The sequence below is a fragment of the Nocardiopsis sp. TRM 82005 genome (assembly GCF_056312425.1).
Genome location: NZ_JBWDTQ010000009.1, coordinates 24,859 through 41,107 on the forward strand (window position 1 = coordinate 24,859; position 16,249 = coordinate 41,107).

Sequence of the window (16,249 nt, forward strand, 5' to 3'; positions counted from 1 at the left end):
CTTCCTTACTGGCCGTAGACGTTCTGGTAGCGGTCGTGGAGTGCGTCGATGTGCTCCTGGGGAAGGCGCTGGAGGGGGCCGCCCTGGCGGGCGATGTGGACTGTGTGGGCGACGTCCTCGCACATCACCGCGGCCTTGACCGCGGCCTTGGCGCTTCCGCCGACGGTGAAGACGCCGTGTCCGCGCATGAGGACGGCAGGTGACCGGTGGCCGTCGAGGGTGGCGACCACTCCCCTGCCGATGTCGTCGCCGCCGATGAGGGCGAACGGGCCGACGGGGATGTCACCGCCGAACTCGTCGGCCATCGCGGTGATGGCACAGGGGATGGCCTCGCCGCGCGCGGCCCATGCCGTGGCGTAGGGGCTGTGCGTGTGCGCGACACCGCCGACGTCGGGACGGGCGCGGTAGACGTGGGCGTGGGCGTCGGTGTCGCTGGAGGGCTTGTGGCGCCCCTCGACGACCCGGCCGTCCAGGTCGCAGACGACCATGTCCTCCGGGGAGAGGTCGTCGTAGGAGACACCGCTGGGCTTGATCACCATCAGGTCGGCGCCGGGCACGCGGGCGGAGACGTTGCCGCTGGTCCAGGTGACCAGGTTCCATCGGGGAAGCTCGGCGTGCAGGTCGCACACCTGGGCGCGCAGGCGCTCCACCTCCCCGCGATGCCGTTCGGGGACTGCCTGGGGGGCGTGGGTGGTCATCGGTCTCCCTTCTCGGTACCGCTCTGGGTGCTTGTCAGGACGGAGTTGCGCAGGGATCGCAGGCGGTACAGGCTCCGGCTGCCGCCCCGGCCGAAGTGGTCGTGGAGTTCGGTGTAGACCGCGTAGAGCTCGTCGTACGCCGCGGTCCTCGCGGGGTCGGGGTGGACGGTCTCCTCACGGACCCGGCCCATGGCGGCCGAGGCGGCGTGGATGTCGGGATAGGCGCCCGCGGCGACGGCGGCGTGGATGGCGGACCCGACCGCGCAGCCGTGTTCGGAGGCCACGATCCGCAGGGGCCGGTCGAGCACGTCGGCGTAGACCTGGAGGACGAAGGGGTTGCGGACCATGCCGCCGCCGACGGTGAGGTCCTCCACCGGCACACCGGAGGCAGCGAAGGCCTCGATGATGGTGCGGGTACCGAAGGCGGTGGCCTCGACCAGGGCCCGGTAGACCTCCTCGGGCCTGGTGGCCAGGGTCATGCCGACGAGCACGCCGGACAGGTCGTGGTCGACCAGGACAGAGCGGTTACCGCTGTGCCAGTCCAGGGCGACGAGGCCGTGCTCGCCCACCGCCGCCTCGGCGGCCTTGGCGGAGAGCAGTTCATGGAGGGTCAGACCGCGCTCGCGGGCCTCGTCGTGGTAGTCGGGGGGCGCGTAGGAGTCGGCGAACCAGCCGAAGATGTCGCCGACGCCGCTCTGTCCCGCCTCGTATCCCCACGTCCCGGGGGTGATGCCGCCATAGGCCAGGCCGCACATGCCGGGGACCTCTGCCAGGACGTCGGAGTTCATGACGTGGCAGGTACTGGTGCCCATGATGGCGAGCATCCGCCCGGGGCCGGTGGTCTGGGCGGTGGCGGCGGTGACGTGTGCGTCGATGTTGCCGACGGCGACGGGGACGCCCTCGGGCAGGCCGGTCCAGCTCGCGGCCTCGGCGGTGAGGGAGCCCGCGCGTTCACCGAGCTGGGACAGGGGGTGGGCGAGCTTGTCCTGCGCGAAGCCGGCGAAGCGGGGGTCGAGCGCGGCCAGGAAGTCCGTCGAGGGCCATGCGCCGTCCTGGTGGATGCCCTTGTACCCGGCGGTGGCGATGTTGCGGGTCTCGGTGCCGCACAGCTGCCACACGATCCAGTCGGCGCCCTCGATCCAGCGGTCGGTGCGCTCGTACACGCCGGGGTCGTCGCGCAGGACCTGTAGGGCCTTGGCGAACTCCCACTCGGAGGAGATCTTTCCTCCGTAGCGAGCCAGCCACTTCTCCCCGCGCTCGGCGGCCAGGGCGTTGATCTCGTCGGCCTCGGGCTGGGAGGCGTGGTGGCGCCACAGTTTGGGCCAGGCGTGCGGGCGCGCGGCCAGGTCGGGAAGCTCGCACAGGGGGGTGCCGTTCTCAGTCACCGGCATGACCGTGCACGCGGTGAAGTCGGTGCCGATACCGATGACCTGCTCGGGGGAGGAGCCAGAGATCCGCAGTGCCTCGGGGACGGCGGTGCGCAGGACCTCGCGGTAGTCCTCGGGGTGCTGGAGCGCGGTCTCCGGCTCCAGGGGGTCGCCGGATTCGGGCAGGTGGGCCGTGATGACGCCGTGCCGGTAGGTGTGGGCCGCGGAGCCGAGTTCGGCGCCGTCACCGGCCCGGACCACGACGGCGCGGCCTGAGAGGGTTCCGAAGTCGACTCCGATGACCACCGAGTCGGACAGAGATGAAATGTTAGCGCTCACATTCTGGTCCAAGAGAGAGTCCTTCCACGAGGGGGCGGGCGGGGGACGTGGGGACGGGGTGGGGGGCGGATGGGGGGTCAGGGGGTCACGGGGGCGGAGGGCCGCTGCTGCCCCGAACACGCAACCGTGCCGGAACGACCCTGCGTGCGGCCTCGGAGGTGCCCGCCGAGCCGTTCCGCTCGGTTCCGATCTCGCCGAGCAGCAGTGCCAGGCTCTCCTTGCCCACCTGGGCGAAGTCCTGGAAGACGGTGGTCAGGGAGGGGGTGAGGAACTCCGCCTCGGGCACGTCGTCGAAGCCGACCACGCTGATGTCCCCGGGCACGTTCAACCCCGCCTCGTGCAGGGCGCGCAGCACCCCTATGGCCATCTGGTCGTTGCCCACGAAGATCGCCGTGACGCGCTCCCCCGAGGCCCGTCTGTCCACCAGTGAGCGCCCCAGCTCGTAGCCCGACCGGGGGCTCCAGTCGCCCTGGAGCGGTTCGGGGACCGGCAGACCGGCCTCCTCCAGCGCCCGGCGCCAACCGACCACACGGGCCTCCGATTCCAGCCACAGGGGATCGCCCTCGATGTGGTGGACGGTCGTGTGACCGAGTTCCAGCAGGTACCGGACGGCGTCGTGGGCGCCCTGGACCTGGTCGACGCAGACGACGGGAAGCCCCGAGCCCTCACCGCCCTCGACCGCGACCAGGGGATGCGGCCCGGGCAGCGCGGCCAGCGCCTCGACCAGGCTGCGCTGGGGGGCTATCGCGACGCAGCCCTCGACCGACTGCTGGACCAGGTACTCGGCGGCCGCGACGATCCCGTCCGGCGACACGTCGTCGAGGCTGACCATGCTCAGGAAGTAGCCCGCTTCGCGCGCCGCGCGCTCGATCCCCGACAGGGTCTGGGCCGGACCGAAGAGCGTGGTGTCGAAGGCGATGACGCCGAGCACGTTGGTGCGGCGGGTGACCAGGGCGCGCGCGGTGGAGTTGCGGTGGTATCCGAGCTCGTCGATCGCGTGCCGCACCCGGAGCACCGTCTCCTCGCGGACGTTGGGGTGGCCGTTGATGACCCGGGAGACCGTCTGGTGGGAGACGCCGGCCAACTGGGCCACGTCCGCCATGACGGGGGTACGGCCACCTGGTGGATTCACCTGAACGACACCTCCGGACCACAGGGGGAAACACTTGTGATGTGCGCAACATTGTTAGCGCTCACATGGAGGAAGTCAACCCCCTCTTCCCACAACGGGAGAGGTTGGTGCCGTGTCAGCCCACCAAGCGGGCGTGCAGGGAGGTCGCGGAGGTGTCGGTGAGTGAGGCGACCCGGTCGATCACCACGCGCAGCGCGGCTGCGTCACCGTCGGCCTCGGCGAGGGCGGCGCGGGACTGCGGGTCCAGACCCTCGGGGGCGCTCTTCCACAGGGCCTCGACCAGTTCGGTGATCAGGCGCCGCTCCTCGGCCTGGTAGGCCAGGGCCTCCTCGCGGGAGAGCACGAAGTGGGCGGCGACCGCCTTGAGCAGGGCGCACTCCAGCAGGGGGCGGCGGGGCACGATGAGGTCGGCGCCGTAGCGGGTGAGCCGCTCGGGACCGTACGCCTCGCGGGTGGCGTCCTCGGCAGCACGGCAGAAACGGCCGATGAGTTCGCTGGTGAGGTTCTTGAGGGCCGCGAGGGAGGACAGGTCGCCGGTGAACTCGCGGGGCCAGACGGGGTCGGCGACCAGTCCGGTGAACACCTCGTCGAGTTCGGCGGCCTCGGCGTCGCAGTAGTGGGCGGCGGCGATCCGAACGATCTCGGCGCGCTCGGCGGCACCGCGCAGGGCGGAGGGGTTCACCAACCCGGCGTACAGGGCGTCCTCAACGTCGTGGACGGAGTAGGCGACGTCGTCGGCCCAGTCCATGACCTGGGCCTCGAAGCAGGTAAGGCCCCGGGGGGCGCCCTGGCGCAGCCAGGTGAACACCCCGGTGTCGTCGGGGTAGCAGTTGAACTTGTGGGTGGGACCGCCCTCCCCCCGGCGCCAGGGGTACTTGACGGTGGCGTCGAGGGTGGCGCGGGTGAGGTTGAGCCCGGCGCTGCGCCCGTCCGGGTCGATGACCTTGCCCTCCAGGCGCACGAGCAGGCGCAGGCTCTGGGCGTTGCCCTCGAACCCGCCACAGTCCGCGGCGGCCTCGTCCAGGGCGCGTTCGCCGTTGTGGCCGAAGGGCGGATGGCCGAGGTCGTGGGAGAGGCAGGCGGCCTCCACCAGATCAGGGTCACAGCCCAGGGCCTGACCGAGTTCACGGCCGATCTGGGCGCACTCCAGGGAGTGGGTGAGGCGGGTGCGCGGGAAGTCGCTCACGCCGGGCTGGACCACCTGGGTCTTGGCGGCCAGGCGGCGCAGGGCCGAGCTGTGCAGGACCCGGGCGCGGTCGCGCTCGAAGGGATCGCGGGCCCGGCTCTTACGGTCCTCGCGCGCCGCGCGCTCGGTGTCCTGCGCCGTGTAGCCGGGGGCTCCGCCCTCGCGGGGGTTGTCCGTCATCGCTTTCGTCATCGCTTGCGACCCTACTTCCCGACAGCGACAGTACGTATTGTCTGTGCTGTTCAGGCGGCGTTGACGCGGATGTCGCTGCTGTCGTTGAAGATCCAGTAGTACCAGAGCGAGGCGGTCTCCCTGGTGATGTACCAGAGCTGGGTGCGGCGCTCGATGACCGCGGGGCCCGAACGCGCGGGCGAGGTGCCCGCCTCGATGCCGTGGTCGGCGGCCATCTGCTTGGAGCGCAGGCTGTGCCAGGGGTCGGAGACGAGGGTGGCGCTGCCCCAGGAGTGCTCCTCGAAGACGAGCGAGACGGCCCCGATGCTCTGGAGCGTGTCACTGCCCTCCTCCACGGCGATGATCTGGTCAGCGGGGACGCCCACCTCGATCAGCCAGTTGCGCCCCGACGCCGCCTCGGTGAAGTTGTCGCCGGGCTGCTTGCCGCCGACGGTGACGATGACGGGGGCGACACCCTCCAGGTAGAGGACCTGGGCGTGTCGCAGCCGGGCTTCGAAGACGGGTGAGGGGACACCGTTGTACTGGCTGGCACCGAGCACGACGATGGCGTCGGAGGGGACGCGGTCGTCCTGGCGGGCGGTGTACCAGACCCAGCCCCAGGTGGCGAAGGGCAGGGACAGGGTGATGAGCAGCAGAAGGGCGACCAGCCAGCGCAGACGGAAGCGGCGCCGCCCGCGGCGGCGCTGTTCGTGCGGTCGCTGCGGCCCGGATCCGCGGTCGTGGGGCTCGGGTTCAGGAGAGTGCCGGGGCTCGTCCTCCGGCGGGTCCGGTGCCGTGGGGCGCGGGGCACGTCCGCGGCCGGGGGGCCGGCCGCGGACGAAACGCCGGGTGAAGGAGGTGCCGCCGGACGCGTCCCGGGCGCCGGTGCCTTGTGAGTCGGCGTCCTGGGCACCGATGACGCTGGTCTGGTCGGCCTGGACGGTCTCCCGTGTTCCGACCGTGTCAGGTGAGGCGGACGGGACGTGCGCCGGATAATCCTCGCGCCGGAACCGCCGGGTGGTCTCGTCGTCCGGGCCTCGGGAGAACTCACGGGTGCCGTCTGCGCCGGAGGGCGCGAAGTCGGGGGTGAGGGCCTCACGGGAAAAGACCCGGGTGGCCTCGCCGTCGGACGCGGGGGCAGTGGTCGGGGTCTCCCACGGTTCATCGCCACGACCGTCGTTCGCCGTTCGCACCGGCTCACCTCCGCACAAATCTTCGGTCGGGGACGTGCACTCCCGCTGGGACGGCCCCCGCCCGCCCCTGGTTCGCAGCGGCTTCGGCCAGAGACCGTGGCGGAGGATGGTGTCGGCGCGCCTCCGCTACCGCTTATGGGAAAGTAGGCGGAGAACGGTGACCTTGCTGGAGGCCAGAATATATCACGAAAAGATCACGACTCGTCCTCGTGCTTGTGACCGCCGACCGGGATGAGTCTAGGGCGTTTCCGGTGCGGTCTTCCCCGTATGCGTGCCCTTGTGCGGATCGGAGGCGAGGGCCTGGACCCACCGCATCCGATCCGCGTCCGGGGCCGTCAGGATGCGGGGTGGCCGGCCGCCCGGCCCGCCTCCAGACGTGCGACGGGTACCCGGAAGGGTGAGCAGGACACGTAGTCCAGGCCCACCCCGTGGAAGAAGTGCACCGACGCGGGATCGCCTCCGTGTTCCCCGCACACTCCGAGCTTGATACCCGGGCGGGCCGCCCTTCCCTCCTCGGCGGCGATGCGGACGAGACGGCCGACGCCGTCCACGTCCAAGGACTCGAAGGGCGACACCCCGAACACACCCTTCTCCAGGTAGGCGGAGAAGAAGGAGGCCTCCACGTCGTCGCGGGAGAACCCCCACACCGTCTGGGTGAGGTCGTTGGTACCGAAGGAGAAGAACTCGGCGTTCTCGGCGATCTGCCCGGCGGTCAGGGCGGCACGGGGCAGCTCGATCATCGTGCCGACGGGGAAGTCGAGTTCCACGCCGTGTTCCTGCCCCACCTCGCGCAGCACGCGCTGCGCGTCCTCGCGGATGATCTCCAGCTCCTGCACGGTGCCGACCAGCGGAATCATGATCTCGGGGCAGGGACGACCGCCCGCGTTGATCCGGTCCACGGCGGCCTGGGCGATGGCGCGCACCTGCATGGTGAACAGACCGGGCACGACCAGGCCCAGGCGGACGCCGCGCAGGCCCAGCATCGGGTTCTGCTCGTGCAGCTTGTGCACGGCCTGGAGCACCCGCAGGTCGTTCTCGTGGCTCTCGCCGCGCGCCTCAGCCACGGCCACACGCACCGACAGCTCGGTGATGTCGGGCAGGAACTCGTGCAGCGGGGGGTCGAGCAGGCGCACGGTCACCGGCAGGCCGTCCATGGCCTCCAGGATGCCGCCGAAGTCCTCGCGTTGCAGGGGCAGCAGCTCGTCGAGGGCCTGTGCCTGCTCCTCCCCGGTGTCGGCGAGGATGAGCCGCTCCACCAGCTGGCGGCGGTCGCCCAGGAACATGTGCTCGGTCCGGCACAGCCCGATGCCCTGCGCTCCCATACGGCGGGCGCGGGCGGCGTCCTCGCGGGTGTCGGCGTTGGCGCGCACGCGCATGCGGCGGGCCGCGTCGACGTAGTGCATGAGCCGGTCCACGGCGTGCACGAGGTCGTCTGCCTGGTCGGAGGCGGGATCGATCTCGCCCTCGAAGTAACGCACGATGGGTGAGTCCACCACGGGTACCTCGCCGAGGAAGACCTCGCCGCTGGCGCCGTCGATCGAGACGACGTCGCCCTCCTCGACCACTTCGCCGCCGGGCGCGGTCATGCGCCGGTTCTTGGTGTCGATGTCGAGCTCCTCGGCCCCGCACACGCAGGTCTTGCCCATGCCGCGGGCGACCACGGCGGCGTGTGAGGTTTTGCCGCCACGGCTGGTGAGGATGCCCTCGGCGGCGATCATGCCCTCCAGGTCGTCGGGGTTGGTCTCCCGGCGGCACAGGATGACCCGTTCACCGCTGCGCGACCACTTGACGGCGGTGTAGGAGTCGAAGACGGCCTTGCCGACGGCGGCGCCGGGCGAGGCGTTCATGCCGCGGCCGATGCGGTGGACGTCCGTGCCGGAGGCGGCGTCCTCGTCGAAGCGCGGGAACATCAGCTGGGCGAGCTGGTCGCCGGTGACTCGCTGGACCGCCTCGTCCAGGGTGATCATGCCCTGGTCGACGAGCTGGTCGGCGATGCGGAACGCGGCGGCGGCCGTGCGCTTGCCCACACGGGTCTGGAGCATCCACAGCTTGCCGCGCTCGATCGTGAACTCGATGTCGCACAGGTCCCGGTAGTGGTTCTCCAGGGTGTCCATGATGCCCATCAGCTCTCCGTAGCTGCGGGCGTCGATACCCTCCAGGTCGGCCAGGGGCACGGTGTTGCGGATACCGGCCACCACGTCCTCGCCCTGGGCGTTCTGGAGGTAGTCGCCGTAGACGCCGGGCTGTCCGGAGGCGGGGTCACGGGTGAAGGCGACGCCGGTGCCCGAGTCCATGCCGAGATTGCCGAAGACCATGGAGCAGACGTTGACGGCCGTGCCGAGGTCGGCGGGGATGCGCTCCTGGCGCCGGTACAGGGCGGCGCGGGGGGCGTTCCAGGAGTCGAAGACCGCCTTGACGGCGAGGGCCATCTGCTCGCGGGGGTCGCTGGGGAAGGGACTGCCGGTCTGCTCCAGCACGACCTCCTTGAAGCGGTCGACGAGCCGGCGCAGGTCGGCGGCGTCCAGGTCCAGGTCGCTGGCGACGCCCTTGGCGGCCTTGACCTCGTCGATGGCGCCCTCGAAGAGCTCGCCGTCGATGTCCTGCACTGTCTTGCCGAACATCTGGATGAGGCGCCGGTAGGAGTCCCAGGCGAAGCGCTCGTCGCCGCCCCGGACGGCCAGGCCGACGACGGACTCGTCGTTGAGGCCGATGTTGAGGACGGTCTCCATCATGCCGGGCATGGAGAATCTAGCGCCCGAGCGCACGCTGACCAGGAGCGGGTCGTCGGGTTGGCCGAGGCGGCGGCCCATGGCCTTCTCCAACTCCTTGAGGTTCACCTCGATCTCGGTGTCGAGTCCGGCGGGCACGCTGCCGTTGGAGAGATAGTGGCGGCACGCCTCGGTGGTGATGGTGAACCCAGGGGGGACCGGCAGACCGAGGTTGGTCATCTCGGCGAGGTTGGCCCCCTTACCGCCGAGAAGATCCTTCAGATCCTTGTTTCCCTCGGTGAACTTGTAGACGTACTTGGCCACGGGGGTGCTCCCTCGTTCGTCGACGACTCAGCGCTGGGTCGGCGCCTGTGCCCGGATGGGCGCGACTCTATCCGCACTCTGCGATGCCACCCCTTCATGATCTCCATTCTTTGTACGTATTCCCAGCTCAGAGCCGTCAAAGAGGTCTATACCAATGGTCCAGCAAAGATATACCCTCTCCATGCGCCGAACCTGGGAGGCAGGCCCCCCATGGCCACGACGGCACTGGTCAGGTAGGTGTCCGACCCTCACGGGCATACTCGAACCCGGGGAGCACCGGCCCGGGAACGGGCCCGACCAATCCCGCGCCACAACCTCCCCCCGGTGCACCCTGTGCCGTGAAACACAGAGCTACCAATGGGTAACCTACGGGCCCGTAGGTTAGGCTGCCAGAAGGCCCGCAGCGGGGCGGACCGCGGGATGGAGGAGTGCAGCGTGTCGGAGGAGAAGGCGCGAAGGACCGGAGGCACGGAGAAGGCCGCGTCCGCGGCCGGGGACCTGCTGGACGCGGTCAAGCCGCGGCTACGCGGCTGGCTGCACCTGGGGACCGCACCGTTGGCCCTGGCCGCGGGCATCGTCCTGGTGGTCCTGTCCCCCACCCTGCCCGCGGTGGCCGCCAGCGTCGTGTACGCGCTCAGCTCGGTGCTGCTGTTCAGCACCTCGGCGATCTACCACGTGGGCCGCTGGTCGCCGCGGGCGCAGAAGGTGCTGCGCCGCATGGACCACTCGAACATCTACCTCATCATCGCGGGTACCTACACGCCGTTCGTTCTGCTGGTCCTGGAGGATCCGCTGCGCACCGCCATGCTGGCGCTGGTCTGGGGCGGGGCGGTCGCCGGTGTGGCCTTCAAGCTGCTGTGGCTCAGCGCGCCGCGCTGGCTGTCCACCGCCCTGTATCTGGCCATCGGCTGGGTGGCGGTGCTGTTCATCCCGGACCTGGTCGGCGGCACCCATCCGGCGACGTGGATCCTCATCCTGGTGGGAGGGGTGCTCTACAGCGTCGGCGCCGTGGTCTACGGACTCAAGTGGCCCAACCCGGCACCGCGCTGGTTCGGCTTCCACGAGATCTTCCACTCGCTGACCATCGCGGCCTTCGTCTGCCACTACGTGGCGGTCTCCTTCGTGGTCTACACCGTCTGAGCCGCCCCCAGGCACCGCGGCCGCGCCGACCTTATCCGGCCCCGGTATCACGATTGGCTTACACGATAGGGCAAACAGGGTGAAATACCCTCTCATCTCCTTCGGCCTGACGCTACCTTGAGAACCGGCGTTCCCGGCCGTGTGCGGCCGGGAACGCCGACGAGGCGGCCGGAGACCATCCCCCCGGGTCCGGCCGCCTCGTCCCCACGGGCCCCGGACACGCGGCGCCTCCCACCCCTGGCGGAGTGGGAGGCGCCGTTGTCGTGTGCGGTGTCTAGCAGCCGGGGAGGCGCTCCACCAGGTACATCTCCACCTGGTCGAGGGACACGCGATCCTGGGACATGGTGTCGCGCTCTCGCACGGTCACCGCGTTGTCCTCCAGGGTGTCGAAGTCCACCGTCACGCAGAACGGGGTGCCGATCTCGTCCTGGCGGCGGTAACGGCGGCCGATCGCGCCGGCGTCGTCGAACTCCACGTTCCAGCGCCTGCGCAGGGCGGCGGCCAGGTCGCGGGCCTTGGGCGACAGGTCGGTGTTGCGCGACAGCGGCAGCACCGCGATCTTGACCGGGGACAGGCGCGGGTCCAGGCGCATGACGGCGCGCTTTTCCATCTTGCCCTTGGCGTTGGGCGCCTCGTCCACGTTGTAGGCGTCCAGCATGAACGTGAGCACCGCCCTGTCGACACCGGCCGCGGGCTCGATGACGTAGGGGATGTAGCGCTCGTTGTTCTCCTGGTCGAAGTAGGACAGGTCCGCACCGGAGGCCTCGGCGTGTGTCCTGAGGTCGTAGTCGGTGCGGTTGGCGACCCCCTCCAGCTCGCCCCACTCGGAGCCCTGGAAGTTGAAACGGTATTCAAGGTCGACAGTGCGCTTGGAGTAGTGGGACAGCTTCTCCTGCGGGTGCTCGTACAGGCGCAGGTTGTCCTTGGCGATGCCCAGGTCGAGGTACCACTGGTGGCGGGCGTCGATCCAGTACTGGTGCCACTCCTCGTCGCTGCCGGGCTTGACGAAGAACTCCATCTCCATCTGCTCGAACTCGCGGGTGCGGAAGATGAAGTTGCCCGGGGTGATCTCGTTGCGGAACGACTTGCCGATCTGGCCGATGCCGAAGGGCACCTTGCGGCGGGCGCTCTGCTCGACGTTCTTGTAGTTGACGAAGATGCCCTGAGCGGTCTCCGGACGCAGGTAGGCCAGGCCCTTCTCGTCCTGGACCGGGCCCAGGTAGGTGCGCAGCAGGCCGTTGAACATACGCGGCTCGGTGAAGGAGTCCTTGGCGCCGCAGTTGGGGCAGGCGATCGCGGCCAGGCCCTCGGCGGGCTCGTGGCCGTGCTTGGCCTCGTAGGCCTCGATGAGGTGGTCCGCGCGAAAGCGCTTGTGGCAGGACTGGCACTCGGTGAGGGGGTCGACGAACGCGTTCACGTGGCCGGAGGCCTCCCAGACCTCGCGGGCCAGGATGACACTGGAGTCCAGGCCGACGATCTCCTCGCGCTCCTGCACCATGGCACGCCACCACTGGCGCTTGACGTTGTTCTTGAGCTCGACGCCGAGGGGGCCGTAGTCCCAGGCGGCGCGCAGACCCCCGTAGATCTCGCTGGAGGGGTAGACCAGACCTCGGCGTTTGGCGAGGTTGACCAGTGCGTCCATTGCCTCTGACTTGGCGGCCATGGGTGACTCTCCATCCGGCTGGGTGTCGGTGGATCGCGGTGCGCGATACATCGGTTGTCGTGTGAGGCGGTGAGCGTGCGCCGGAACTCGGGAGCGGCACCGGCGGACGACCGCATCCACCCAGGCTAGAGCACCCGGCAACCGCGCACACACGGTTTGCGCGGCGGAGAGGGGCCGTGCGGCTCAGACCGGAGCCCCGCCGGCGGTCACGACCTCGAACGCGGTGGGTTCGTCGATAGCGCGTGAGAGCAGTGGCACGGCGTTGACCTTGACGTCGAAGTCGGACAGGGCCCGGCGGTAGAAACCAGCGCCCTCCCACTCGGTGACCACTGTCCACAGGCAGGGGTCGTCGGCGGCACGGCCCACCCTGTGGCCCCGGAAACCGGGACGGTGGGAGAGCACCTCGACCGCTGCTGCGGCGTCGGTCTGGAAGGCCTCGGTGTCGGCCTCGGGCACGGAGTAACGGGTGATGACGATCACGGGGTTCATTGTGGCCCATCCCGGAGGTGCGCGGGCGCTTGTCCGCGCGGAGGCCCAGGGGAGGTCCTCCCCTGGGCCTCCGCGCCGCCGGGCCCCGTGTCAGTCCCGGCCGAAGACCCGGTCGACGACGCGTGCCGCCGCGTGGCCGTCGTCGAGCGGACAGAACCGCTCGACGAAGGCCCGGTAGGAGGCCTCGCCTCCGGCGGCCACCTCGTCGATGTTCAGCAGGGCGGCGATGACCTCGTCGGACTCGGTCAGCAGCGGCCCCGGAGCGGTCTCCTCGAAGTCGAAGTAGAACCCGCGCAGATTGTCCCGGTAGCTCTCCAGGTCGTAGGTGAAGAAGAGCATCGGACGACCGGTGTTGGCGAAGTCGAACATCATCGACGAGTAGTCCGTGACGAGCACGTCGGTGATCAGGAACAGCTCCATGATCTCCGGGTACCGGGACACGTCGTAGACGAAGTCCTCCCCCACGATCGGCACGCTGTCCACCACACGGGGGTGGCGACGCACGAGCAGTACGTGGTCGTCACCGAGCTCGTCGTACATCCGCCGCAGGTCCAGGTGCAGGTCGAGCTTGTGCTTGCCACGCGTGTAGTACTTGTCGTCGCGCCAGGTCGGCGCGTACAGCACCACCTTCTTGCCCTCGGGCAGACCGAGCAGCCCGCGGGTACGCTCGGCGATCGCCTCGCGGTGGGGCGAGAAGAAGATGTCGTTGCGCGGATAGCCGGTCTCCAGGATCTCGCCCTCGAAGCGGAAGGCACTGCGCAGGATCGGGGTCGCCCACGGGCTCGGCGAGACCAGGTAGTCCCACTGCCGGGTCTCCCAGGCGAGCTTGTCGAAGTAGTCGCGCGACTTGCCGCGGATGTTCTCCACGTCGAAGCCGATCCGCTTGAGCATCGACCCGTGCCAGGTCTGCACGACCACCTGGTCGGGGCGGCGGTGGAACCAGGCGGGCTGGCGTGAGTTGGTGACCAGGTAGCGGCTGCGGGCCAGGGACTCGTAGTACTCCCGGCCCCGGTGGCGCACCGGGGCGAGGTCCTCGGGCAGTCGCACCTGGCCGTCGGCGACCAGCCACGACATCGGGTAGTCCGCCCAGCGCTCCCGCCCTCGCAGCTCCGCGTAGACGCTCTGCGGGCTGTCGGAGTACTGGCGGCCGGTGTAGGTGTCGAAGAGGATCCCCTCGGTGACGGGCTCCCGGCGCTGGGCCGGGTAGTAGTGCTCGCGCAGCTCGCGCTGGGCGAAGGCGCCGCGCTCCGAGGGGCGCAGATCGCTGCCGACCTGGAGCACGGGGACACCCCGCCCCTGGTAGGAGAGGGTGTAGGTGCGCTCTCTGGCCCGGATCTCCAGTGGCACTCCGGGAATGAGCGCGTCGGAGAACTCCACGCCCACGTCCGCCGAGCCGTCCTCGGCCGCGGAGCCGTTGACCCGGCCCCACAGCTGGTAGGTGCCCGCGGACAGGGACAGGGCGCCCGACAGTGTGGCGATGTCAGCCGGGGCGAACCGGGCCGTGAAACGGCGGCCGGAGCGCTCCACATCCAGGGCGTGCTCCTCGTCGCGGCCGCGCGCCCTGGCGACCAGGCGCAGCTCGGCGTCACCGAGGAACTCACCCTCCAGCAGCAGGACGCGGCCCTGCCAGCGGGCCCTGTCGACCGTGGGCCGGGCGTGCCCGGCGCGCAGCCCGAAGTGGCCGGTCGCATCGCGCTGCACGGCCAGTTCCTGGTGGGTGCTCTCGGCCTCGTAGGCGACGGTGGCCACCTCGTCGGGCAGGACCAGCGCGGTGGTCTGCTTGTCCGGGGTGACCAGATGGGCGTCCCACTCCTCCTGACGGATCACACCGCCGCACTCGGTGACGCTGCGGTCGAAGAGCTCATCGGCACGCACGCGCACGACGAAGCGGTCGCCGTGGACGGATAGCGGGTACGTGAGCGCGGTGGTACCGGGCCGGCGGGCCAGGCGCAGCTCGGTGGCCTGGGTGGCGGGCGCGGACACCGCCTCGCCCTCCAGCTCCAGCTCCCTGGTGCGGGCGTCGAAGCTGTGGCCGGTAACGCGGGCGCGGGTCGGCTCGACGCTGACCACCAGCTGGCGGTCCCTGTTCCAGTGCGGCCGCACCCACACGTCCTCGTCCACCTGGTGGTATCCGGGCCGCTCGGGTGGGCCGGCCACGGGGCCGGAGACGAACTTGCGCCGGGTGATCCCCCGGTTGAGGACGATCAGTTCCAGCTTCCAGTCACCGGGCTCCCAGGCGCCGGAGACCCGCAGCCTGTTCGGGTCGAGGACCGCGGTGAAGCCGCCGTAGTCGTGGCGGGCGGCGTCGGCGACGTCGGGCAGCCGGTACTCGGCGGCGAGCCGGATGCGCACGGGCACGCGGACCCTGCGGCGGGTGGCGGTGTTGACGGCGAACGCCACCACGTGTTGCTGCCAGCGTTTGCGTGCACGCAGGTGGCGGATGCCGATCCGGCCGCTGACGTGCAGGCGGCCGTGCTCCCAGCGGATCTCCTCGGTCTTCTGGCGGACCCGGATCTCCTCGTCCAGCCGGTACACCTCGCGGGGCACCGCCTTGGCCGGGTCCTCGGACTCGAAGAAGGGGTAGCGGACGTAGTAGCCGAGACCGCGCCGCACGACGGTGGCCTTCTTCATCTCGACGCTCTTGGCGAAGGTCGCGGCCTCCAGGACGTCGGACACGCGCCGCTTGCGCACCAGGTGGTACAGGAGGCGGGCGAGGACGTTGAGGCTGTGCAGGAGCCGCGTGGGCACGTGGTCGAGATAGGCGTTGACCAGGTCCACGGCGACCGCCCGGGCCTCCTCGTCGGCCTCGTCCAGGCGTAGGAGGAGTTGGTGGAGCTCTCCCTGGAGGAGGGTGCGGTCCCACAGTTCGCGGTCGGCGCCGGGCAGGCTGTCGGCGAGTTCGCCCATGGCGGTGAGACGGCGGGTGAGGGTGGCCTTGTCCAGAGGGAGCCGGACGGCCTCGCGCTCGCGCATGAGCAGTACCGGCGCGGGCAGGACGTCGACCGCGCGTGCGGACAGGGCGGCCCGCCGCAGGCCGAGGTCGGCGTCCTCCGGGGCGAGGGAGCGTTCGGCCAGGGACTCCCAGAACCCCCTGCGCCAGAGTTTGTTGCCCAAGGTGCCGTCGGCGGCCAGGACGGGGAGTCCGCTGGGTTCCTCGGCCATGCGGTACCTGCCGCCGTACCTGCGGTGCGCCTTGGAGGGGGAGGCGCCCAGCTCGTTGAACTTGTACACGTTGCCGACCACCAGGTCCGAGCGGGTGTCGGCCGCGCTGCGCAGGAGGTAGGCCAGGGAGTAGGCGGTGAGGGCGTCGGAGCCCTCCAGGAAGAGCAGGTGGGTGCCGTGGGCGGCGGCGGTGGCACGTGCGCGCGCGGTGGGCCGGTCGGGGGCGGGACCGCCGGACAGGAGGGTGACCGTGAGGCCGTGGGACGGGGACGCGGCGAACGCCGCGGCGGTGGCGAGCGCGTCCTCGCGGGCGGACTCGACGGCCTCGTCCTCCTGGTCGTCCTCCTCGGCACGGGTGTGGGTTCCAGAGCCCTCCGCGGTGTCGTCGTCACCGTGGGGGTCGGGATCCGCTTCCCCGGGTGCGGTCGCGGAATCGGCGGTGCGGGGCCGGTCGGCACCGTAGCGGACCGGGGCGAGAACGACCTCGGCGGGGATCCCGGGCTCGGTCTCCCGGGCCCCGTCCCGGCCGCCGTCGCGCTGGCGGACCAGGGAGTCGAGGCAGTTCTGCAAGTGCGGCTCAGTGACGTCGAACGTCACGATGATAGTGGCTTCGGGCACGGAAGTTGACATCCTCCGAAGGGTTCGTTGCGACGGGCAACGTGCGGATAACCATGGGC

At 70.4% G+C, this 16,249-nt stretch carries 10 protein-coding genes; 1 reads left to right on the forward strand and 9 read right to left on the reverse strand.

Annotated elements, in window-relative coordinates:
• Positions 1 to 5: 5 nt before the first annotated feature.
• The 6 genes from AC0T5L_RS06245 to ppdK form a co-directional block, all read right to left on the reverse strand.
• Positions 6 to 698 (reverse strand): L-ribulose-5-phosphate 4-epimerase, encoded by a 693-nt coding sequence (locus AC0T5L_RS06245; RefSeq protein ID WP_476164415.1) that lies wholly within the window; start codon positions 696 to 698, stop codon positions 6 to 8.
• Positions 695 to 2,371 (reverse strand): ribulokinase, encoded by a 1,677-nt coding sequence (gene araB / locus AC0T5L_RS06250; protein ID WP_476164460.1) that lies wholly within the window; start codon positions 2,369 to 2,371, stop codon positions 695 to 697. The genes AC0T5L_RS06245 and araB overlap by 4 nt, the downstream gene beginning before the upstream one ends.
• Positions 2,372 to 2,489: 118 nt before the next feature.
• The gene (locus AC0T5L_RS06255) at positions 2,490 to 3,506 is read right to left on the reverse strand and encodes a LacI family DNA-binding transcriptional regulator (RefSeq protein WP_476164461.1); all 1,017 of its coding nucleotides are present in this window, start codon (positions 3,504 to 3,506) and stop codon (positions 2,490 to 2,492) included.
• 145 nt (positions 3,507 to 3,651) lie between these two features.
• Positions 3,652 to 4,902, reverse strand: a complete 1,251-nt coding sequence (locus AC0T5L_RS06260; RefSeq protein ID WP_476164462.1) for a deoxyguanosinetriphosphate triphosphohydrolase — start codon at positions 4,900 to 4,902, stop codon at positions 3,652 to 3,654.
• Positions 4,903 to 4,964: 62 nt separating this feature from the next.
• Positions 4,965 to 6,086 (reverse strand): YdcF family protein, encoded by a 1,122-nt coding sequence (locus AC0T5L_RS06265; RefSeq protein WP_476164416.1) that lies wholly within the window; start codon positions 6,084 to 6,086, stop codon positions 4,965 to 4,967.
• 335 nt (positions 6,087 to 6,421) lie between these two features.
• Entirely contained in the window at positions 6,422 to 9,118 is a 2,697-nt protein-coding gene (gene ppdK, locus AC0T5L_RS06270) for a pyruvate, phosphate dikinase (protein ID WP_476164417.1), read from the reverse strand.
• A gap of 420 nt (positions 9,119 to 9,538) precedes the next feature.
• On the opposite strand from ppdK, the gene trhA reads away from it, so the two are divergent.
• On the forward strand, positions 9,539 to 10,258 hold the full coding sequence (gene trhA / locus AC0T5L_RS06275; RefSeq protein ID WP_476164418.1) for a PAQR family membrane homeostasis protein TrhA: 720 nt from the start codon (positions 9,539 to 9,541) through the stop codon (positions 10,256 to 10,258).
• A 274-nt stretch (positions 10,259 to 10,532) separates the two neighbouring features.
• Here trhA and AC0T5L_RS06280 read toward each other — a convergent pair whose 3' ends face one another.
• From AC0T5L_RS06280 to AC0T5L_RS06290, 3 genes are all read right to left on the reverse strand, one after another.
• Positions 10,533 to 11,921 (reverse strand): glycine--tRNA ligase, encoded by a 1,389-nt coding sequence (locus AC0T5L_RS06280; RefSeq protein WP_476164419.1) that lies wholly within the window; start codon positions 11,919 to 11,921, stop codon positions 10,533 to 10,535.
• 183 nt (positions 11,922 to 12,104) lie between these two features.
• The gene (locus tag AC0T5L_RS06285) at positions 12,105 to 12,401 is read right to left on the reverse strand and encodes an antibiotic biosynthesis monooxygenase family protein (protein WP_476164420.1); all 297 of its coding nucleotides are present in this window, start codon (positions 12,399 to 12,401) and stop codon (positions 12,105 to 12,107) included.
• Between the two features lie 99 nt (positions 12,402 to 12,500).
• Complete coding sequence (locus tag AC0T5L_RS06290) at positions 12,501 to 16,190, reverse strand: CDP-glycerol glycerophosphotransferase family protein (protein ID WP_476164421.1); 3,690 nt, start codon at positions 16,188 to 16,190, stop codon at positions 12,501 to 12,503.
• Positions 16,191 to 16,249: the final 59 nt, after the last annotated feature.

What these genes read in the sequence shown, in the direction of transcription:
- AC0T5L_RS06245 (WP_476164415.1), bottom strand. Translation starts at nt 698, where the DNA reads ATGACCACCCACGCCCCCCAGGCAGTCCCCGAACGGCATCGCGGGGAG.
- AC0T5L_RS06255 (WP_476164461.1), bottom strand. Translation starts at nt 3,506, where the DNA reads ATGGCGGACGTGGCCCAGTTGGCCGGCGTCTCCCACCAGACGGTCTCC.
- AC0T5L_RS06260 (WP_476164462.1), bottom strand. Translation starts at nt 4,902, where the DNA reads ATGACGGACAACCCCCGCGAGGGCGGAGCCCCCGGCTACACGGCGCAG.
- trhA (WP_476164418.1), top strand. Translation starts at nt 9,539, where the DNA reads ATGGAGGAGTGCAGCGTGTCGGAGGAGAAGGCGCGAAGGACCGGAGGC.
- AC0T5L_RS06280 (WP_476164419.1), bottom strand. Translation starts at nt 11,921, where the DNA reads ATGGCCGCCAAGTCAGAGGCAATGGACGCACTGGTCAACCTCGCCAAA.